Origin of the sequence: Polyangium sp. 6x1 (genome assembly GCF_029946515.1) — a bacterium.
In the GTDB taxonomy this organism is placed as follows: domain Bacteria; phylum Myxococcota_A; class Polyangia; order Polyangiales; family Polyangiaceae; genus Polyangium.
This window is the reverse complement of the sequence record NZ_JARZHH010000004.1, coordinates 207,475-227,167: the sequence shown is the minus strand read 5'-3', so window position 1 is coordinate 227,167 and position 19,693 is coordinate 207,475. Positions and strand designations below refer to the sequence as shown.

Genomic DNA, 19,693 nt, shown 5'->3' with positions numbered 1-19,693 from the left:
TCGTGGCAAGGCTACGCTCGCGGGTCGACGTGCGCGGCAACGACGGCGCTTATCGGGATCCGCTGCAGGGCTTGCGCGCCCGTGTGCAGGACCTCGCGCGCGAAGTCGAAGAGCGCGAGGCCACGCTCACCGACGCGCTCGTCGATCACCTCCCTCGCCCGCTCGCCGAAGCGCTCCTCGAGGGCCGCGCCCACGCGCGCTTGCCGGCCAGCACCGAGGCCGAGCTCCTCGCCGCCGAGGCCAGGCTCCTCGCGTATCGCGACGCCCTCGACCGCGCGATCGAGCTCGCGCCCGACCTCGAGGACGAACAACGCGCGCTCCCCGACGACGCGCCCGATCCGCAGCTCTCGGGCCGGCTCCGCCCCCTGATCGACCTCTTCATCGGCGACATCGTCATCGAGACCTTCGACGCCGCCGAGCGTGGGCTCCACCAGGCCGCGCTCGCTCTCGACAAGCACGCCGAGGTCGAAAAGCAGGCCGCATACGCCTTCCGCGCTCGCTTCCGCGCGCACGACGCGCCCTTCTCGGTCCTCACCCAGATCGCCTTCGCTCCGAACGAGCAGCCGGCCGAGGTCCACGTCTTCGTCGCGACCTCCGTCGCCGCTGGAACACCGCCATTGCGGATTCGACCCCAGACGCTTTTGCATGGACTCGGCAAGGCGATCGGCCTCGTGCGCGACGTGGAGCTCGGGGACGAACGTTTTGATGATTCGTTCCTCATCGAGGCCGAGCCTGACGTCGCAAAGCGCCTGCTCGGCCCCTCGGTGCGCAAGGCGCTCCTCGGCGTCGCGGCCTACGACATCCCTGATCTCGACGTGCGTGGCGGCTCTGCCGTCCTCCACTTCCGCTTCGAGCCGAACGAGCGCCTCCTCCGGAACGCCACCCTCGCGCTCGCGGGGATCCGAAAATCCCCGGTCACGGTCTCGCTCCTGCGTTGAATACCCGCGTCTTCGTTCGTTTTTCGCGTGGTACATTGCGCGAGATGAAGGCCGCATCGAAGTGGAAATCTTTGGCGTTATTGTTCTCCGTGGCCGCGATCGTGGGCGCCGCTGGATGTTCGAACGACCAAACCCCCACGCCCGAGCCCAAGCCGGCTGCATCCGCCGCGTCGAAAGGACGTGTCGAGTGGGTCCGGGCGACCGAGGGGGAGGACGTCGCGACGACCGTGCGGCGCGAGATCGAGCGTGCTCGCAAGGACGGACGGGATCTGCTCGTCTATGTGGGCGCGACGTGGTGCGAGCCCTGCCAGAGGTTCCATCACGCGGCCGAGAAGGGGGAGCTCGACGACATCTTTCCTCGCCTGCGGATCCTGGAGTTCGACCTCGATCGCGACGCCGAGCGGCTCGCCGTCGCTGGTTACACGTCGCGGCTCATCCCCTTATTTGTCGCGCCAAACGATGACGGCACCGCCTCGGATCGGCGCATCGAGGGCTCGGTCAAGGGCGAGGCGGCCGTCATGGAGATTGCGACGCGGCTCCGCCGCATCTTGCCGCGCACCTCGTCCGGCCCTACCGGCTGAGCCGCTTGCCATTCGCGAGCCCGGACAAGCTCCGAACGCCGGGCCGACTGCTACGTTCTTTTCGCACCCCTCGCGTCTCGAACGAAACCCGCTTCGCGTCGAGGGTGATGGTTCGGCCGAACCGATCATAACGATCACATCAAAGGCCGCCGGCGCGTCATCGTTTGCACGCGCCGCATCATCGAGATCTTTGGGAAGACGCGCGTGTTCGCTCGCGTTTTACGCGTGTCTACCGGTCGCCGAGGCGGTTCCGATCGCCTCGGGAGGGGAGCGTGCGCGCGTGCATCGATACGTAATTCAACTTACAACGATGAGCTCCTACGACAAACGGGGCTCGGGGGCAGTTCCATCAATGAAACCGTATTTTCCACTGCCAAGGTTCGTCGGAACAGTGCATAGTAGGGTCGTGCTCGCCCAAAAGCATAACAGGGTGGACGTGGGGCCTGCGCCCGCCCGACGACAAACCAGGCAACAGGACCAGCAATCAACCACTTCCTTGATCCGGCACGAGGAGGGCCGGCGGGGTCGTCCGTGAGGACGTCCCGAAAGAAACGCCATGCCGCGACGAACCGTACCGGATCCTTTCGCAACGCAGGTGGGTGGCCGCATCCGTGAGCTTCGTCTGGAACGAGGCATGTCCCTGGCTGAGCTCGCGGACGCGAGCGAGCTGTCGAAAGGACACCTTTCCAGCGTCGAACACGGGCTCGCAGCCATCACGATCCAGACCATCTCCCGGCTCGCCCACGGGCTCTCGCTGCCGCCCCTCTACTTGCTGACCTTCCCCGGGGAAGACGAGCGCGCGCACGCCGCGGAGCTCGTCCGCAAGCTCCCCACGGATCAGGTCCGCAAGCTCCGCCGTCAGCTCCAGGTGCAGCTCGGTCTCCGTAAACGCTGATCCCGGCGCACGTATCTCACCGATCCCGAAATCGGGACCGCCCTGAAAAGCGGCCCCGATTTTTTTTCAAGAAGGCCCCGACGAACGCCGCTCGATCGGCTGGACCCACGCTTCTCCGTAGCGCTCCACGTCGATGTGCCGGACGCCGAAGCACGCCGATTTCACGGCGCAGCGCTCGCACGCGGGGACCTTCCGACGAAACTCGACCGGACCGGGGATGGGTTTGCCCGAGATGAACCGTTCGTCGGCGTCGAAAGCGCAGAGCGGCGGGCCACACGGCCCCTCGAGCCCGCGCACCATGATCCCCAGGACAAACGCGCGATCGAGCGCCTTCCGGAGCGCGGCCCGCAGGCGCGCGGGATCCGGCACGATCGTCCCCACGAGCGAACGATCGAACGGCATCGTCGGGTACGAGATCATGAGATGCAGGAGCTTCGGATGGCGGCCGAACGTGTCGTGGATGAAATCGGGCAACGCCCCGAGCTCGTCGATGCCCTCCGCCGTCGTCACGGCGTTCAGCGCGACCGGGATGCCCGCGTCGAGCAGCGCATGGATGCCCCGCACGGTCCGCTCGTGCGTGCCGGGCGCTCGCGTGATGGCGTCCGAGACCGCCGCGTCGCCGCTATGGAGCGAGACGAACGCCTGCGTCACGCCCGCCTTCGCGAGGCGCACGGCATACCCCGGCTTGCTCGCCTGGATGGCGTTCGTCTCGAGCGTCACGCCGGTAAAACCGAGCGCGCGCGCTCGCTCCACATAACGAATGAGCTCCGGGTCGAGCATGGGCTCGCCGCCCGAGACGATGAGCGAACGCGCGCCGGCCGCCCACAGGTCCTCGATCCATCGAACGACCTGCTCGGGCCCGTAACGCCCCCAATCGCGGCCTTGCCAGCACATGCCGCAATCCTGGTTGCAGCCGAAGCCCGTCCGCACGATGGCTTCGAGCGGCTCGACGCCCGCCACGATCTGGCGAAAGAAGCCGAGCGGCACGCCCAGAGGCAGCCGCGCGAGCTCCTTTGCGATCCCCGAGGCGCGCTCCCATCGCTCTTTCGTCGTCGCCACGACGAGCCGCGCCGCCATCGCCTCGAACGCCTTCGTCCATCGCGCGGCCTCGGATACGCTCGGACAAACCTCCACCGTGGCAATGCCAGCGGCCTTGTCCCAGCCGAGGCGCAGGCGCGCGATCGGATCCCGTTTGCCGAGCACGAGCTCGACGTGATGTTTGTCCGCATTCACGTCGAGCAGCGCGAGCCCGAACGCGGGCAGGTCCACGGGCAGCGACGGCGCGTTCACGAGCGCCCGGGCGAGCGCGCGTTTCTTTTCGGCCGCCTCATGCTCGACGCTCGGCGGATCCCGAAAGACGACGCCGCTCGATCCGGCCACGTCACGGCCGCGCGGCTGGCCCTTCGCGGCCATGGCGCGCTCGACGTCGTCCACCGTCAAGAGCGCCGGATCGGCCGCGGACGAGACGAGCGCGAGCAGCGTCTCGAAAAGCGTGAGCTCGTCGCGGCCCCCGCTTCGCCGGATGGCCGCGGCCGCGAGCTCGGCGAGGTGGCGGACACGTTTGTCCTGGAACCGCCATGGTCGCGCGGGCAGATACCCATATCGCGCGCTCGCGTCGTCCTCGGGGCTCTCGTAGGCATCGGCGAGCAGGCCATCCCGCTCGGCGAGCCAGTAGAGCGCCGTGTCGGGATAGAGCCGCACGCGCGAGAGCAAGAGGTGGCCGCGGAGCTCGTGCATGCCGGTCTTTCGGATGCACGCGAGGTTCGTCCGGAGGTCCTCCATCGTGGTCCACGGCGTGAACAGGATGAAGCCGAACGCCGCGTGCGAGAGGTCCATCGCGGGCGCGTATTCGGTGTTCCAGCGGCGGAGCGCCTCGAGGAAGCGGACGAGCGTCTCCTGCGTCGCGCCTTTGTTGAAGCGATCGAGCTCGGGCTGGGAGAAGTTCTCCACGCCGACGAGGAAAGGCGCGAGGCGGATCGACGAGCGCCGCGCGGACGCGAGCGCGCGCGTGAAGCGGGCCGTGTTCTGGAGCCACCAGTCGGCGCGCGACTCGATGAGCAGCGTGAAGGGCCCGAGCTTTTCCGCCTCGGCCGCCTCGACGAGCTCGGTCAGGTAATAAAACGGGTTCTGGTCGCGCAGGACGAGCGCCTCGATCTCCGGTGCGTTCGCGCGCAGATATCGGAGCTGCACGAGCGCCCAGGCGAGCGCCTCGTCGCGCGACTTGTGCTCGTAATGGTTGCCCGTGGTGCAGAACCCGCAGCCGCGGCCCGCGCCCTCGGGGATCGTCGTGCCCGCATACAGGGGGTTTTCCCGCGCGTCGGCCTGGTACGGGCAGCCCGTGTTTCCCGTGATCGGAAACGACGGAAACCGCGGGCGCGCATCCTCGGTCGCAACCACGGGCCGGAGAAGCGGCGCATACCGCGGCAGCGGCTCCGTCGGCACGGCGCGGCCCGCGAGCGCGCAAAGGAGCGCGACCACCGCCTGTGGTTCTGCCGGACAAACGTGGCTCGCCGGCGCGTCCGAGAGGTCGTGCTCGCCGACGAGGCGGACGAACGTGGCGTCGGGCAATTCGCGGGCGAGGCGCGTGACGATCGCCGCGCTCCAGAGCCGCTCGTAAAGGATCGTCGGATACGGGCGGAGCGCACGGACGAGCGCGTCCCACGCGTCGCTCGCGTCGGTCTCGGCACCACGCGGCAGGTGCGCCACGACGAGATCGCCCGCAAGGCCCGCGGCGCGCATCGCGCCCGCGATGTGGTGCAGGCCCACGTCGTCCAGGAACGACCGATCCCGGTGGCTGTGCAGGCTGAGCACGGCCGCCGGGAGCACGCCTTCGCCGCGCGCGTCGGGGGCAGGCAAGGAGAGCGGCGGCACACCCGCCTCGCGAACGAGCGGCAAAGATCGCATTGGGGCCCGGAAGCCCGTAGGCTACACCGGGTGCGGCAGCCCGTCATCCTCCTCGGCAAAGGCGAAGTCTCGCTCGCGGCGGCGGACGGGGACGTGCACGTCGAGCCCGAAGGCGCTGGCCTCGAAGGCATCGAGGCGCTGCTCGCGAAGGACCCGCGCGCGGCCGTCGTGACTTCGGGCGGAGACGAAGGTTTTTTCCGCGCGAGCCTGTGCCTCGAACGGGGCGTGAAGGCGGTGGTCCTGCGCCGCGGCGCGCTCGAACAGGCGCGCGAATGGGAGCTCGCCGCGCGGGCGCGGAGCTTCGGGCGTGATCTCTTCGTGCACGACGATACGCGCGGATACGAGCGCGTGCGCGCGGGGGGAGAGCGCGTTCAAGTGGGCGCGCCCGAGGTCGCCGCGTGGGAAATGGCCGTGCGCGCGGCCTCCGGGCAAAGCAGGCAAGCGGCCGCGATCGGGCTCGACGTGGATGCCGCCTGGGAAAAAGCCGCCGAGGCCGCGGCGCCGCTGCCGATGGACGCGCCCGTGCCGGGTTTGTCCGAGAACCTGGAGGAGGTCGCGTTCGCGAACGGGGACAAACCCGTGCTTTATCTGGTGGTGCCCACCCGCTCGCTCGACGCGGCGCGCGCGCGGCACCCGGGCGCGGCGATGGCCCTCGCGCGCGCCGAGGCCGCGCCGCTCGCGGTCGAGGGCGCGACGGGGCGGCGCATCGAAGGCGCGTCGGGCGAGGCGAGCGTACATGCGTTTTTCTCGACCAACCCGGATCTCGCCGCACGGGCGGCCTCGCTCTGGGAGCAGGGTTCGTCCCGGAACGCGGCCGCGATCGGCGAGCTGCTCGGCTATCCGGCCTGCTGCACGGCCGCGTTCGTGGCGCTCGCCGATCGCCGGAACAACGCGGCGCTCGTGTACGTCACGGCCGCGCGCACCCGCGCGCTCGGCGCCTCGTTTCATTCGCTGCTCGACGTGGCCGTGCGACGCGTCGTCCCCTTCACGCCGTGCTCGTTCGGCTGCGCGCGCGCCGCCTCCCTGGCCACGCGCGTCGTCGCCTCGCTCCCGCGCGCGCAGGCCGAGGCGCTCACAGCCGCGCTCGCGAGGCCGGTGCTCTATCTCGACGAGGCGCGGGCCGTCGCGCTCGAAAACGCCCGCATCGAAGGCGCCGCGATCACCTTCGAATCCGCGCGATTCCTGCCCGCCCCGGCCCCCCTCGACCCCGCCGGCGAGCTTTTCGCGCGAAAGCTGTTTGGCGCCTTGTTCGAAGGCGGCGGCACGCTCGTCTGCACGGACGATTTCTTCGAGGTGCGCGGCGCCTCGTTCACGCGGCGCCTCGGACGAACCTCGCCCCGGCTCGGGGTGCTTTTACCGTTCGGCGGTTCGTCCGGATAACCTTCAGCCGAGATATCCCGATCCGCCGGGGATCGCGTCCACGCGCCCTCGCTGCCCGCCCGGGGCCATCGCGGCCTGGTTGCGCCGCCCCACAGGCCGCGGCGGAATTTCGAGCAGATACTTCGTCACGGTCGCCTTGTCGTAGCGCCGCGACATCCAGAAGAGATCGTACTCATTGATCTTGTCGAGCGTGCGGATGCCGAGCTCGCCCATGCGGGAGAGGATTCGATTGCGCGACGCGTCGATCACGTCGCGTTTGTCCTCCCATTTCAATCCGCCGATCTCGTCGTACGCGAGCGTGACCTGCCCCGTCTTCAATCGGTCGAAGTCGGGGCGCAGCACGATGCCCGCGTCCTCGGGGACGACGCCCATGCCGGGGAACAGGTAAAACCCCTGGAAGCAGCCGACGATGTCGATCTCCTCGGCGAGCGTCTCGACGAGGTGCACCGTGGCGTCGACGTCCTCCTCGGTCTCGTGGAAATACCCGGCGATGAAATTGACGCGGTTGATGATGCCGGCGCCGTGCGTGTTCCGGAGCGTCTCGACGATGTCCCGCGAGAGCAGGCCCTTCTTCATCAATTCGAGGATCTTGTCGCTGCCGCTCTCGGCGCCGTAATTGAGCAGGAGGCAGCCCGACGCGCGCATGAGCGCGGCGAGCTCGGCGGAGATGTCGGTGGGGCGGCAGGAGTCGGTCCATTGCAAGCCAGCCTTGGAATCGACGAGGCGCCGGCAGAGGCGCTCGAGCAGGCGCGGGCTCACGTTGACGAGGTTGTTCAGGAACATGAAGTCCCGGACCCCGTATCGCTCGGAGAGCGCGATGAGCTCGTCCGCGGTCTTCTCCGGCGACTGGACGTCGAGCCACTCCTTGGCGCTGCAAAACTCGCATTTCGCGGTGCAGCCCTTCACGAATCCGTAAGGCAGATATGCGAATGGCTCGACGGAATCGCCGTGGTAGAGGCCGTCCCGCGCGAGGGCGGCGAGGAGGCGCTCGGTGGGTTTGCCGCGGTACAGCTCGAACGGGACGTCGTCGAAATCGGGGCGCGGCATGGCGTTGAGGTGCGAGCGGACGAGCTTGTTTTTCGTGACACTCTCGCCCTCGCGGGACCAGACGCCCGGAATGTCGGCCGCGCGCCGATCCCGGTAGGCTTCGAGGTGCAAGAGGCCGAGGAGCGGGATCTCGCCGTCGCCGTCGACCACGTAATCGAAGGTTTTTCCGGTGCCGAGCGCGCGGTCGCCGTCGACCTGATCCCGCTCGCCGCCGAGCACCGTGGGAAAACCCGTCCGCTCCTTCACGAGGCGCGCGAGGCACGCCGCGATGTTCATCTGGAAATGGCCGAAGTAATCGACGATGGAAAACCCGACCAGCGCCCGGCGGCCCGATGCAGCGGCGTGGACGAGCTCCGGGCCGAACGAATTCCACATGTGCTCGGCCGCCGCCGCGACCGCGGGGCTTTCTGTTCCAGCGAGCCAGCCGTCGACGGCCGCGTCGTCGGCGAAGGCATCGAGCCGATCGTCGGCGTGCGTGATCTGGAGATCGTGAATGCGCGTGAAAAAACCGTGACCGCGGACGAACGCCGCGAGCCGCGCAGCCGCAAGCGAGGGCAATTCGAGCTCGTCGTAGCTGTTGCGATACCGCGGGACGTGCACGAGGACCATTTCGATCGGTCGGTTTTTCGCGCGCGTCGCATACCGGTCGAGGCTCGCCCGCGCGATTTCGACCGACGCCGCGGCGCCGGCGAGCGAGGCCGGCGAGGGCGCGTCCGCGACGCGAGGCGCAGCCAATGCGTGGCGCGTCGCGACCTCGAAGGGGCTCGGGACGACCTCGAGCCGCACAGGGCCGTCCCGGAGGAGCGCCTTTCGCGTGAGAGATGCGCCCTGCTTGCTCCAGCGACAAACCAGCGCGCCGCGCCGCATGACGGCCTCGACCTCGAGCGGGCCCTCGCCCTGCATTTCCTCGTCGAGGTCGACCTCGACGACGACGTCGCCGATGCGCGCGTGGCAGACGATCCGATCGGCGCCCGCGAGCGCGACGACCTCCGTGACGTCGAGCGCCGGCGCCGCGCCCGGGACGACCGCGTCCGCGAGCGCGAACGGGCCCGCAGCGAGGCGGGCGATCCGCGCCGCAGCGTCGGCGGAGAGGTCGAACGGGATCCGCGCGCCGTCGACGAACGGCGTGCGCGTGGAGGCCGCGCGCAGGACACGTCGGCCCGCCGGCGATCGTACGGACAAACCCACGAGCGCGCCCATCGATGCACGCCGCGCCTCCTCGACGAGCGCGAGGAACATCGGTTCGAGCACGCGCGCGCCCGCGTCGATCACGTCGGGAGATGCCATGTCCCGGAGCGCATGCGCGAGCGCCGAAGGGACGACGATACGAACGCCGGACGTCGCCGCGACGAGGGCGCGCGCGTCGTCCACAGGCACGTCCTCGCCGAGGACGAGGCAACCGCCTTCACCCGCGAGCTTCGCCGCAAGATCGGGCGCGCGGCGAAGGGCCTCCGTCGCGGTCGTGGGCACGATGCGCGCGGCGCGCGCGAGGCGCGAGAGGGGCGAGACGATCCGAGGCGCCGACTCCGGCTTCCCCGCGACGGCGACGAGGAGGGCTTGCCGCTTGCCGTGCGCGTCCGTCATCGCGATCGATGCTACCAGCGGACAGGCTTGGGACGAAAGTGTCCGTCCCCGGCCCGCGCAGCCCGCTCGGCGTGGAGCGCGGCGCGGGCGTGGTCCCCGGCACGGGAAAAGTGCTCGGCGAGGACGACATCCCGCTCGCCCTTCTGCTCGAGCCACGCGGCGGCGAGCGCGTGCCCGAGCGCGCGATCGGCCTCGGTGAGCATGCCGTACGCCGCCTCCCGCACGAGCGTGTGGCGGAAGGCGAGCTCCTGCTCCCCGGGGAAACGGCTGTCGGCGTGAGGCACGACGAAGCCCCGATCGACGAGCACGCGGAGCCTGCCGCTCTCGGTCGTCGTGCGCGTGTGGCCGAGCAGCGCCGAGAGTCCGCCCGACCAGAAGACGTCGCCGAAGATGCTCGCCGCGCGCAGGGTGCGCCGCGCCTCGGCGTCGAGCGCGCCGATCTGCGTCTCCAGGAGCGAGCGCGCCGAGGTCGGCAGCTCGTCGCCGCGCCCTTCGAGCTCGGCGCGCGAGAGCTCTTCGAGGACGAGGGGCGAACCCGCCGCGCGATCGACGAGTCGGTCCACGCGCGAGGCTTCGGCACGATCCCCGAGCCAGCCGCGCGCGAGCTCGACCGCGGCCTTGCGCGGCAGCGGCGCGAGCGGCATCACCTGCGTGAACGTCACGCCGGCCGTGTGGCCGAGCTCGTCGAAGAGCTCCGGCCGCGCGAGCGCGAGGACGAAGAGAGGGCGATCGTAGAGCTCGCAAAGCACGTCGCCGAGCGCGTGGATGGTGCGCGCGTCGCACCCGTGGAGGTCGTCGACGATCATGATCGCGGGGCGCCCCGCGCGGGCCATGGAGAGCGCCTCCGCGCAGTCGATCGAGGTGTCCGCGGTCAAGCGCCCCGCCCGCGAGATTGCCACGTTCGTGATCCCGCGGCGCCGCGCCTCGCGCACGAGCTCGCGCCCGAGCCGCGATTTGCCGATGCCCGGCGGGCCCGTCACCAGCACCGCGCGCGGCGCGACCTCTTCGAGGCACGCTTCGAGCGCCGAGAGCAGCGCGCCGAGCTCGCGCTCCCGGCCCACGAACGGCGCGCCGAGCAGCTCCGCACTCGCCTCGCCGAACGTCCGCGCCGCCGTGACGTCGCGCGTGCGCACCTCGCGCTCGGTGAGCGCAGGCGGCGCGCCGGGGGGTCGCTCCGAGATGGCCTCCTCGACGTCGATCGCGGCGAGCGCGCGCAGCACCGCCGCCGCGCTCTGCGGCCTCGACGCCGGGTCTTCGTGGAGCAGCCGCGCGACGAGATCGTCGAGCGCGGGCGGCACGCCCTTCGCGATCGTGGCGAGGCGCGGCGGTGCCGTGTGGAGCACCGCGGAGAGGACCTCGCCCTCGGTCGCGTCCGCGAAGAGCTTGCGCCGCGCGATGCATTCGAAGAGCAAGCAGCCGAGCGCGAAGAGGTCCGTCCGCGCGTCGATCTCGCCTTCGCCGCGCGCCTGCTCGGGGGCCATGTACCCGAGCGTGCCGATGACGAGCCCGTCGCACGTCAAGGCGCGCGCGGGGCTCGTGGCGCGGGCGATGCCGAAGTCGAGCAGGCGCGCGTCGTCGGGCCTGCCCGAGACGAGCAGGACGTTCTCGGGCTTCACGTCGCGGTGCACGATCCCGAGCGCGTGCACGGCTTCGAGCGCCTCGGCGACGCGCGTCGCGATGGTGATCGACTCGGAGAGCGCGAGGGGCGCGGGCTCGGCGAGGCGCTCGGCGAGCGTGACGCCGTCGAGCCACTCCATCACGAGGAACGGCTCGCCCGCCTCGGTCGTCCCGTGATCGAGGTACCGCACGATCGCCTGGTGATCGAGGGTCGCGAGGATGCTCGTCTCGCGCGCGAAACGCGCTGCGTCATCCGGAGAGGCGCCGCGGAGGATCTTGACCGCGACGGCCTTGCCCGTGACGCGATCGAGCGCGCGGAAGAGGCTCACCGGCTCGCCGTGGGAGCCTCCGAGGAGCTCGTATCGCGCGCGTATCTCTCGATCCGCCATGGTGAGGGACGGGCCACCTCGCGCGCTCGGCGCCGCGCGGCCACCCTCCGAGGGTAAGGCCATTTGCGGGCGATCGTGGCACTTTTTCCCGTCCGTCCGCACGCACACCACCCGGATTCGGTGCGCGCGGCTGTGCCCGACAAAGCTTGTATCGGTTCCCGTGGCCTACTAGAAACGTCCCCCATGATGCGAGGCGCCCTGAGTGACATCACGAAGGCCGTCGGTCGGACTCCCGTCGTCAAGCTGAACAAGGTGACCGAGGGAATCGCGAGCGACATCTATGTGAAGTGCGAGTACCTGAACCCCGGCGGGAGCCACAAGGACAGGGTCGCCATCAACATGATCCGGGACGCCGAGGCGGCCGGGCTCAAGCCGGGCGGCACGATCGTCGAGGCGACGAGCGGCAACACCGGCGCGGCGCTCGCGATGAACGCGGCCGTCAAAGGCTACAAATGCGTCTTCGTCATGCCCGACAAGATGTCGCAGGAGAAGGTCGACACCCTGCGCGCGTTCGGGGCGAAGGTCGTCGTTTGTCCCACGGCCGTCGAGCCCGACGATCCGCGCAGCTACTACCAGGTCGCCAAGCGCATCGCGGAGGAGACGCCGAACTGCTTCTACGCGAACCAGTACCACAACCCCTCGAACCCGGGCGCGCACTACCTCTCGACGGGACCCGAGATCTGGGAGCAGGTCGGCGAGGATCTCGACGTGTTCGTCGCGGGCATGGGCACGGGCGGCACGATCAGCGGCACGGGCAAGTACCTCCGCGAGAAGAAGCCCGCGATCAAGCTCGTCGGCGTCGACCCGGTGGGCTCGCTTTATTACGACTTCGTAAAGACGGGCCGCATCACGAAGCCCTTCAGCTACAAGGTCGAGGGGATCGGCGAGGACTTCTTCCCGAGCACGATGAACCTCGAGATCCTCGACGAGGTCATCCGCGTCGACGACAAGGAGTGCTTCCTCATGACGCGTGATCTCGTGCGTCTCGAGGGCCTGTTCGTCGGCGGATCCGGGGGCGCGGCCGTCGCGGGCGCGATCAAGTACGCGCGGCAGAGCGGCCGGAAGGAGAACATCCTGATCCTCCTGCCCGACGCGGCCTCGAAGTACCTCGGCAAGATCTTCAACGACAACTGGATGCGCTCGAACGGCTTCCTCGAAGAAGAGAAGAGCCTCGGCACGGTGCGCGATCTGCTCGCGGGCAAGACCCTCGGCGAGGTCGTCTCGGCGCGGCCGCAGGACCGGGTCGGCGAGGTCATCAGCAAGCTGAAGACCCACGGGATCAGCCAGATCCCCATCGTCGACGAGGGCAAGCTCTGCGGCCTCGTGCACGAGGTCGACCTGCTCCGCCACCTCGTCGGCGGCAAGGGCAGCCTCGACTCGCACATCAAGGAGCTCATCGAGAGCGAATACGCGACGGTCACCGTCGACACGAAGGTCGAGCTCTTGAAGGGCGTCCTGAACGACGCGCGCGTCGCGATCGTCACCGACGGCACGAAGGTCGTCGGCATCATCTCGAAGATCGATCTGATCGACTACCTGGCGAAGCGCGCGGCCGAGCCCGCGGTCTGAGCCAGGCAGGGGCGAGCGCGCAAGGGCCGAGCTCGCCCCCCTTCCCTCCCTCAGCGACCGCGCACCGTGGCGGCCGTTTGTCCGAAGAGGACTTTCTTCGCCTCATCGTCCATCGTCGGGCTCTGGTTCTGCACGAGCTCGCGGCCGACGGCGCGACCACGCTCGACCGCCGGGCGGGCCTCGATCGCGTCGAACCAGCGCTTCAAGTGCGGGAAATCATCGAGGTTTTGCCCCTGCGCCTTCCACGGGACGATCCACGGCCAGGCGGCCATGTCCGCGATCGAATAGTCACCGGCGAGGTAGTCGCGGTCCGACAGGCGTTTGTCCATGACGCCGTAGAGGCGGTTCACCTCCTTCGTGTATCGATCGATCGCGTATTCGAGCTTCTCGGGCGCATAGACGCGGAAATGGTGAGCCTGGCCGGCCATCGGGCCGAGCCCGCCCATTTGCCAGAAGAGCCATTGCAACGTTTCAGCCCGGCCGCGCGCGTCCTTCGGCATGAAGCGGCCGGTCTTCTCGGCGAGATAGACGAGAATGGCGCCCGATTCGAAGACGCTGATCGGCGCGCCGCCGCCCTCGGGGTCGTGGTCGACGATGGCCGGCATGCGGTTGTTCGGGCTGATCGCCAGGAACTCGGGCTTGAACTGCTCACCGCGCCCGATGTTCACCGGGACGACCCGGTACGGGAGCCCGACCTCCTCGAGCATGATGCTGACTTTGCGGCCGTTCGGCGTCGGCCAGTAATGAAGATCGATCATCGTGCCTCCTCGGGCGCCGCGGGTCGGCGCGACGACATCTTAGCCCCGCCAAGACACGATGCACGAAACGCGGCGCCGAGAGCTCAGAACTCGCCCATGAATCCGAGCGCCGGATAGACGATGAAGCTACCGTGGTCGAGCTCGCGCACGTTTTTGTCGAGCACCTTCAGGGTGCCATTCGAGATGAGCTGCACCAGCGTGAGCTCGAAACCGAAAAAAACGTGCTTGTAGCCGACGGCCACGCCGCCCTGTCCGCCCACGTAAAACGCATTTCCGCCGAACGACGCGATCTCCGTGCGACCCACGATATCGTCCGCGACGACCTCCGGGATCGCGAGCCGGAGCGAGGTGCCGAAATGCGTGTACATGAACCGCGGTCCGCCCCAGAGGCGATACCAGCTCCCGTGCGTGCCGAACGCGATCGGGACGTCGATCTGCCAGCGCGAGAAATCCTCGAGCTCGATGATTTGAAGCGTATCGCCGAGCGGCAAGGGCAAGACGTAATAGCCGAGGCCGAGCCCGGCCGTGGCGTCGACGCCGTGCCGCTCCTTGTTCAAGAATTGATAACGGCCGCCCAGGCGAATGGAGCTCGTGGCGAACCGGAGCGAGATTTCGAGGTTGTCGACGGCCGTGTAGCCGACGCCGATGTGCGGCGTCACCGAAGGCGGATTCAGGAAAAGGCCGCCGGCCGCGTCGTAGATCTGATCGACCTCGGCCTGCGTGAGCTCACGGTCGCCGGAGGCGTCGACGAGCACCGTCGCGACCTCGACGAGGTCCGATATCGGGCCGGTCGGCACCGAGACGTCCATCCCGAGCTCGGCCTGCACGTGGCCTTTCGGCGCCACGTGCGCCGGCTGCATGCTGGAGAGCGCAGGCGCGCAGCCAGTCGCAATGACGGAGAACGCCGCGAGAAGCGCAAAAATGGCAGAGTTCGGCCGGAGGGTAAGCACCGCCGGACGGTATCAGAAAGGGAGCGAGCTCAGGAAGACGCGACGACCGGGCTGCTGGCCCCGAAGAGAGGCGCGAAGATCCGCGAGAGCGCGGCGCTCGCGTCTTCGAGAGAAGGAGGCATCTTCCCCACAGCCGAGAGCCGAAGTACGCGGCCATGGACGGGGACGTCGAACGAGACCATCCCCTCGCCGCGCGTGATCTCGGCGATCACGTCGTCGAAATGGGGCTGCCCTTCCACGACGCCGAGCGCCGCGAGCCAGTCGTGGTCGTACCCGGCCCCGGCCCCGGCCACGAGCAGACCCTCGTCGCTCGCGAGCGCCATGGCCTTGATCCGGCTCCTCTCGATCACGGCTTCGAGATACAGGCAGGCGGCCTCCTGGACCATCTCGCTCCGTTTTCTGCGTCGTTCGTTCTTCATGTAGGAGAACCTCCGGTGGCGTGGGACACGACACTACCTTGGAGGGGCCCCCCGAGGCCAAGAATGGAGCGATCGATCCCGCGGCGGGTGGTGGCAAGCGAGGTGACCAGGCGCGAAGAAATTGCCGACGTTCCGTAAGGCAACCACGCGCGGCGAGGCGAACGATCCACATGTAGAAGGCTGGTAAGGCGCTAAGAGGAAGAATACGATGTTCGGGATGCCCTTCCCTGTCCCTGTCGCGCGCGCATCGAGGCACGCCTGCCACGCGCGCGCGCACGGGAACGAAGCTGCCCGGCCGCCCGCCCGGTGGGGTGCGCGTCGCTGACTATGCTGCCGGAGAAGATCCCCGAGCTCATCGCCTCGCGATATCGCGTCGTTCACCCCATTGGCGAGGGGAACATGGGGACGGTGTACCTCGTCGAGCACGTGTACACCGGCGAAGAGCTCGCGATGAAGGTGCTGCAAGCGCACGTCGGCACCAATGCGAAGCTCGTCAAGCGCTTCAAGCGCGAGGCGTGGCTGCCCGCCCGGATCCGCAGCGATCACGTGGTGCGCGTGATCGACGCCGACGTGGCGCCCGAGCTCGGCAACGCGCCGTTCCTCGTGATGGAGCTGCTCCGCGGCTCGGATCTCGAAGCCTACGTGCAGCGCATGGGGAAGGTGCCCGCCGCCGAGGTCGTGGGCATCTACTGGCAGGTCGCGGACGCGCTGAACAAGGCGCACGCGCTCGGGATCGTCCATCGCGATCTCAAGCCCGAGAACATCTTCCTGCACGAGCACTACGACGGCCGCGTGATCGTGAAGGTGCTCGATTTCGGCATCTCGAAGATGGCCGGCGACGAGGGCAACATCGAGGAGGCGCGCCTGACCCGCACGGGCGCGGTGCTCGGCACGCCGCTCTACATGCCGCCCGAGCAAGCCACCGGCGACACGCCGCGCGTCGGGCCGCCCGCGGACATGTGGGCGCTCGGGCTCATCGCGTTCCGGCTGCTCACGGGGCTCGTCTACTGGAAAGCCCACACGATGGCGGAGCTGCTCGTCGAGATCCTGACGCGCCCCATGGAAGCGCCGTCGGTCCGCGATGCGAGCCTGCCGGAGGCGTTCGACGCGTGGTTCTTGCGCTCGTGTGATCGGGACCCGAAGAAGCGGTTCGCGACCGTGTGGGACCAGGTGAAGGCGCTGGCCGAGAGCCTCGGGATCGGTCCGCCGGAGAAGCCAAACGAGGCGCAACGCACGATGCTCACGGGCCAGGCGCCGAAGGTCGAAGGCGATCCGGTCCGCATGACCGAGCACGCCGAGACGCTGCGCCCGCAGCACCTGCCGCAGACGCCGAGCAACCCGCCGCCGCCGGCGACGATGCCCTCGGGCGGGCTCGCGCGATCGGAGCGGGAGCGCACGCACACGCGCCCCTCGTCGCGCTCGCGCCACAACATGAAGAAGGTCGCCGAGGCCGAGGCGCAAGCGAAAGCCGAGGCCGAGGCGAAGGCGCAGCCCGGGACCGTGACGCCGATGCCGTCGCCGAAGGGCTCAGAGCCGATGCAGGTGGGCATCGGGACGGTGCTGCGCGCCGGCAGCGACACGCTGACACCCGAGGGCGAACGCCGGCAGCTCACGATCGTCTCGTACGAGCTGCTCCCCTCGACGGAGAACGCCTCGAAGCTCGATCCGCAGAAGCTGCGCGAGTCGATGAAGGAGTACGAAGACGCGTTCGCGCAGGTGATGAAGGGCTACAAGGGCCAGACCGCGCAGCCGCTCAGCGAGGGGCAGATCGCGTACTTCGGCTACCCGATCGCGCGCGAGGACGACGCGCGGCGCGCCGTGAGCGCGGCGCTCGAGCTCGTGGAGACGGCGCAAAAGCTGAACAGCCGCCACGACAAACCGCTGCTCGACGTGCGGGTCGGCGTGCACACGGGCCTCGTGCTGACGTGGGAGATCATCGACGACGCGGTGACCAAGCAGGCCGCGATCGCGGGCGCGACGCCGACGATGGCCTGGCGCCTGGCGAACCTCGCGCGGCGCAACACCGTGCTCATCAGCGGGACGACCTACCGGCTCGTGCGCAACTACTACCAGTGCATGGGCCTCGGCCTGCGCACGCTGAAGGGTTATCCGCAGCCGGTCGAGACGTACCAGGTGAGCGACGAGAGCGGCGCGAAGAGCCGCATCGAGGGCATGACCACGGGCCGGCTCACGCCCATGGTCGGCCGCGATCTGGAGCTCGGCCTGATGCTCGATCGCTGGGCCCGCGTGGAAGAGGGATCGGGGCAGCTGCTCTTGATCTCGGGCGAGGCGGGCATCGGCAAGTCACGCCTGACGCGCGTGTTCCGCGACAGACTCGAAGCCTCGCCGCACACCTGGGTCGAGACGCGTTGCCTGCAAGATCAGCGCGACCGGCCGCTCTTCCCGATCGCGGGCCTCGTGAACCAGCTCTTCGTGCTGGTCCCGCGCGACACGCCCGAGGAGAAGATCAGCAAGCTCGAGCGCGCCCTCACGCACTACGGCTATCAACTGCCCGAGGTGATGCCGCTCTTCGGCGCGCTGCTCGGCCTGCCGGTCTGGCATCGCTACCCGCCGACGGCGATGCCCGCGGACGATCAACGCGCGAAGCTGCAAGAGGTGCTCTTCACCGCGATCGAGTCGCTCGCGCGGCGAAGGCCCGTCGTGATCATGTTCGCGGATCTGCACTGGGCCGATCCCTCGACGCTCGCGATCCTCGGCGACATCGTGCACGACCTGCCGACGGTGAGCGCGATGCTGCTCGGGACGGCGCGCCCCGGGTTCGTCCCGCCGTGGCCCGCGCGCTCGCACGTCAGCACCGTGACCCTGAGCCGCCTCACGCCGAAGCGCGTGAAGATGATGGTCGAGGAGATCACGAAGGGGAAAGAGCTGCCCTCGGAGGTCTTCGATCAGCTCGTCGAGAAGACGGACGGCGTGCCGCTCTTCGTCGAGGAAGTGACGAAGATGCTGCTCGAGTCGGGGCTGCTCGAGGAGCGCGGCGGTCGCTACCAGCTCACGGGCCCGCTGCCCGCGTTCGCGATCCCCGCGACGCTGCGCGACTCGCTCATGGCGCGCCTCGATCGGCTCGGCTCCGCCAAACGCGTGGCGCAGCTCGGCGCGATCCTCGGTCGCGAGTTCACCTACGACCTCATCGAGGCCGTCTCGCCGATCGATCCGTCGGCGCTGCAGCGCGAGCTCGATCGGCTCGTCGAGGCGGACGTGCTCTACCAGCGCGGGCGCATTCCGCGCGCGACGTACACGTTCAAGTACGTGCTCGTGCAGGACACGGCGTACGAGTCGCTGCTCCACAACACGCGCCAGGCCTACCATCGCAAGATCGCGCAGGTGCTCCTGCAGCGCTCGATGGCGGCCTCGCAGCTCGGCGACGCGAAGAGCCGCGAGCCGAGCGCGAGCGGCGACAAGAAGTCGCCCTCGGACGAACGGCCGCCGCAAAAAGACGTGAAGGAAGTGCTACGCGGGCTGATGAAGGACAAACCCGAGGACAGCCCGCCCGGCGACGTCAAGGACCTGAAGAAGCGGCCCTTTTAGCGAGACATGAAGGCAATTCGAGTCGATGCGTTCGGGCCCCCGGCCGAGGTGGTTCGTTACCTCGAGGTGCCCGAGCCGGAGCCGCCGCGCGAGGGCGAGATCACGGTCTCGGTCGAGGCGACGCCCATCAACCCGTCGGACCTCTTGATCCTGTCGGGCATCTACGGCGCGCTGCCGCGGCTGCCCACGGTGCCCGGAAAAGAAGGCGTGGGCCGCGTGATCGACGTGGGCCCGAACGTGCGCGGGATCGAGCGAGGCCTGCGCGTGCTCTTGCCGATCAGCGCAGGCGCGTGGCGCGAGCGGGTGAAGGTCCTCGCCGAGGACGTGATCCCCGCGCCGGAAGGCGTGCCGGCCGTAGAGCTCGCGATGGCGACGATGAACCCGCTCGCCGCGCATTTCCTGCTGACGGCGCTCGTGAGCCTCGGGCCCGGCGACTTCCTCGTGCAGAACGCGGCGAACTCCGCGATCGGCCGGTGGATCGTCACGCTCGCGAAGGAGCGCGGCATCAAGACGGTGAACGTGGTGCGGCGCGCGTCGCAATGCGAGCCGCTGCGCGCGCTCGGCGCGAACGTGGTGCTCGTCGACGGCCCCGAGCTCGGCAAGCGCATCACCGCGGCGACGCGCGGCGCGTCGATCAAGCTCGGGCTCGACGCGGTCGCGGGCGGCGCGACGACGCGCATCGCCGGCTGCCTCGGCCGCGGCGGCACGGTCGTGAGCTACGGCATGCTGAGCGGGCAGCCTGGGCACATCGCGACGAACGATCTCGTGTTCCGCGACATCCACCTGCGCGGCTTCTGGCTCGCCTCGCACCTCGCGACGATCCCGAAGGAGGAGCTGCGCGATCTCTGGAAGCAGCTCGCGGGCTTCGTCGCGACGGGCGCCGTGGCCGTGCCGGTCGAGGCGACGTACACGCTCGATCGCATCAAGGACGCCGTGACGCACGCCGAGCGCGAAGGCCGCAGCGGCAAGATCGTCCTCGTCCCGCAGGGCAGTTAGCAGGCTGTCGAGAAACGCAGCGAGCGCCCTGGAGCTAGGGAGGAGGACGCAGGAATCCTCCAGGATTCCGAGGACGACGACCGACGATCCAGGGCGCGCAGCAAGTTTATCGACAGCCTG

Annotated in this window: 13 protein-coding genes; 7 read left to right on the top strand and 6 right to left on the bottom strand. The window is 69.2% G+C overall.

The features are described from left to right. Window positions 1–2: 2 nt before the first annotated feature. From QHF85_RS07170 to QHF85_RS07160, 3 genes are all read left to right on the top strand, one after another. A complete protein-coding gene (locus tag QHF85_RS07170; RefSeq protein ID WP_281326317.1) occupies window positions 3–938 on the top strand; it encodes a hypothetical protein in 936 nt (311 codons plus the stop codon). 44 nt (window positions 939–982) lie between these two features. Next, window positions 983–1,519: a thioredoxin family protein gene (locus QHF85_RS07165; RefSeq protein ID WP_281326316.1), complete on the top strand. Its 537-nt coding sequence runs from the start codon at window positions 983–985 to the stop codon at window positions 1,517–1,519. 556 nt (window positions 1,520–2,075) lie between these two features. Continuing rightward, window positions 2,076–2,414, top strand: coding sequence for a helix-turn-helix transcriptional regulator (locus tag QHF85_RS07160; protein ID WP_281326315.1), 339 nt, complete (start codon window positions 2,076–2,078; stop codon window positions 2,412–2,414). Between the two features lie 66 nt (window positions 2,415–2,480). On the opposite strand, the gene QHF85_RS07155 is transcribed toward QHF85_RS07160, so the two are convergent. Next, a complete protein-coding gene (locus tag QHF85_RS07155; RefSeq protein ID WP_281326314.1) occupies window positions 2,481–5,318 on the bottom strand; it encodes a radical SAM protein in 2,838 nt (945 codons plus the stop codon). 30 nt (window positions 5,319–5,348) lie between these two features. On the opposite strand from QHF85_RS07155, the gene QHF85_RS07150 reads away from it, so the two are divergent. Then, window positions 5,349–6,698, top strand: coding sequence for a hypothetical protein (locus QHF85_RS07150; RefSeq protein WP_281326313.1), 1,350 nt, complete (start codon window positions 5,349–5,351; stop codon window positions 6,696–6,698). A gap of 3 nt (window positions 6,699–6,701) precedes the next feature. Here the strand turns inward: QHF85_RS07150 and QHF85_RS07145 are convergent, their stop codons facing one another. Together QHF85_RS07145 and QHF85_RS07140 are read right to left on the bottom strand one after the other, a co-directional pair. Beyond that, complete coding sequence (locus tag QHF85_RS07145) at window positions 6,702–9,329, bottom strand: radical SAM protein (protein WP_281326312.1); 2,628 nt, start codon at window positions 9,327–9,329, stop codon at window positions 6,702–6,704. Window positions 9,330–9,340: 11 nt separating this feature from the next. Then, window positions 9,341–11,335 carry a serine/threonine-protein kinase gene (locus QHF85_RS07140; protein ID WP_281326311.1) on the bottom strand — a complete coding sequence of 665 codons (1,995 nt, stop codon included), beginning with the start codon at window positions 11,333–11,335 and terminating at the stop codon, window positions 9,341–9,343. A gap of 183 nt (window positions 11,336–11,518) precedes the next feature. Between QHF85_RS07140 and QHF85_RS07135 the strand changes: the two genes are divergently transcribed. Beyond that, window positions 11,519–12,904 (top strand): cystathionine beta-synthase, encoded by a 1,386-nt coding sequence (locus QHF85_RS07135; protein ID WP_281326310.1) that lies wholly within the window; start codon window positions 11,519–11,521, stop codon window positions 12,902–12,904. A 50-nt stretch (window positions 12,905–12,954) separates the two neighbouring features. Here QHF85_RS07135 and QHF85_RS07130 read toward each other — a convergent pair whose 3' ends face one another. The 3 genes from QHF85_RS07130 to QHF85_RS07120 form a co-directional block, all read right to left on the bottom strand. Continuing rightward, entirely contained in the window at window positions 12,955–13,662 is a 708-nt protein-coding gene (locus QHF85_RS07130; protein WP_281326309.1) for a glutathione S-transferase N-terminal domain-containing protein, read from the bottom strand. An 83-nt stretch (window positions 13,663–13,745) separates the two neighbouring features. After that, window positions 13,746–14,612, bottom strand: a complete 867-nt coding sequence (locus QHF85_RS07125; protein WP_281326308.1) for a hypothetical protein — start codon at window positions 14,610–14,612, stop codon at window positions 13,746–13,748. Window positions 14,613–14,641: 29 nt separating this feature from the next. Further along, window positions 14,642–15,031, bottom strand: a complete 390-nt coding sequence (locus QHF85_RS07120) for a hypothetical protein (protein WP_281326307.1) — start codon at window positions 15,029–15,031, stop codon at window positions 14,642–14,644. 327 nt (window positions 15,032–15,358) lie between these two features. On the opposite strand from QHF85_RS07120, the gene QHF85_RS07115 reads away from it, so the two are divergent. Continuing rightward, the gene (locus QHF85_RS07115; protein ID WP_281326306.1) at window positions 15,359–18,577 is read left to right on the top strand and encodes an AAA family ATPase; all 3,219 of its coding nucleotides are present in this window, start codon (window positions 15,359–15,361) and stop codon (window positions 18,575–18,577) included. A gap of 6 nt (window positions 18,578–18,583) precedes the next feature. Continuing rightward, complete coding sequence (locus QHF85_RS07110) at window positions 18,584–19,573, top strand: zinc-dependent alcohol dehydrogenase family protein (RefSeq protein ID WP_281326305.1); 990 nt, start codon at window positions 18,584–18,586, stop codon at window positions 19,571–19,573. Window positions 19,574–19,693 lie beyond the last annotated feature (120 nt).

What these genes read in the sequence shown, in the direction of transcription:
- QHF85_RS07165 (WP_281326316.1), top strand. Translation starts at nt 983, where the DNA reads ATGAAGGCCGCATCGAAGTGGAAATCTTTGGCGTTATTGTTCTCCGTG.
- QHF85_RS07160 (WP_281326315.1), top strand. Translation starts at nt 2,076, where the DNA reads ATGCCGCGACGAACCGTACCGGATCCTTTCGCAACGCAGGTGGGTGGC.
- QHF85_RS07155 (WP_281326314.1), bottom strand. Translation starts at nt 5,318, where the DNA reads ATGCGATCTTTGCCGCTCGTTCGCGAGGCGGGTGTGCCGCCGCTCTCC.
- QHF85_RS07145 (WP_281326312.1), bottom strand. Translation starts at nt 9,329, where the DNA reads ATGACGGACGCGCACGGCAAGCGGCAAGCCCTCCTCGTCGCCGTCGCG.
- QHF85_RS07140 (WP_281326311.1), bottom strand. Translation starts at nt 11,335, where the DNA reads ATGGCGGATCGAGAGATACGCGCGCGATACGAGCTCCTCGGAGGCTCC.
- QHF85_RS07135 (WP_281326310.1), top strand. Translation starts at nt 11,519, where the DNA reads ATGATGCGAGGCGCCCTGAGTGACATCACGAAGGCCGTCGGTCGGACT.
- QHF85_RS07130 (WP_281326309.1), bottom strand. Translation starts at nt 13,662, where the DNA reads ATGATCGATCTTCATTACTGGCCGACGCCGAACGGCCGCAAAGTCAGC.
- QHF85_RS07120 (WP_281326307.1), bottom strand. Translation starts at nt 15,031, where the DNA reads ATGAAGAACGAACGACGCAGAAAACGGAGCGAGATGGTCCAGGAGGCC.
- QHF85_RS07115 (WP_281326306.1), top strand. Translation starts at nt 15,359, where the DNA reads ATGCTGCCGGAGAAGATCCCCGAGCTCATCGCCTCGCGATATCGCGTC.
- QHF85_RS07110 (WP_281326305.1), top strand. Translation starts at nt 18,584, where the DNA reads ATGAAGGCAATTCGAGTCGATGCGTTCGGGCCCCCGGCCGAGGTGGTT.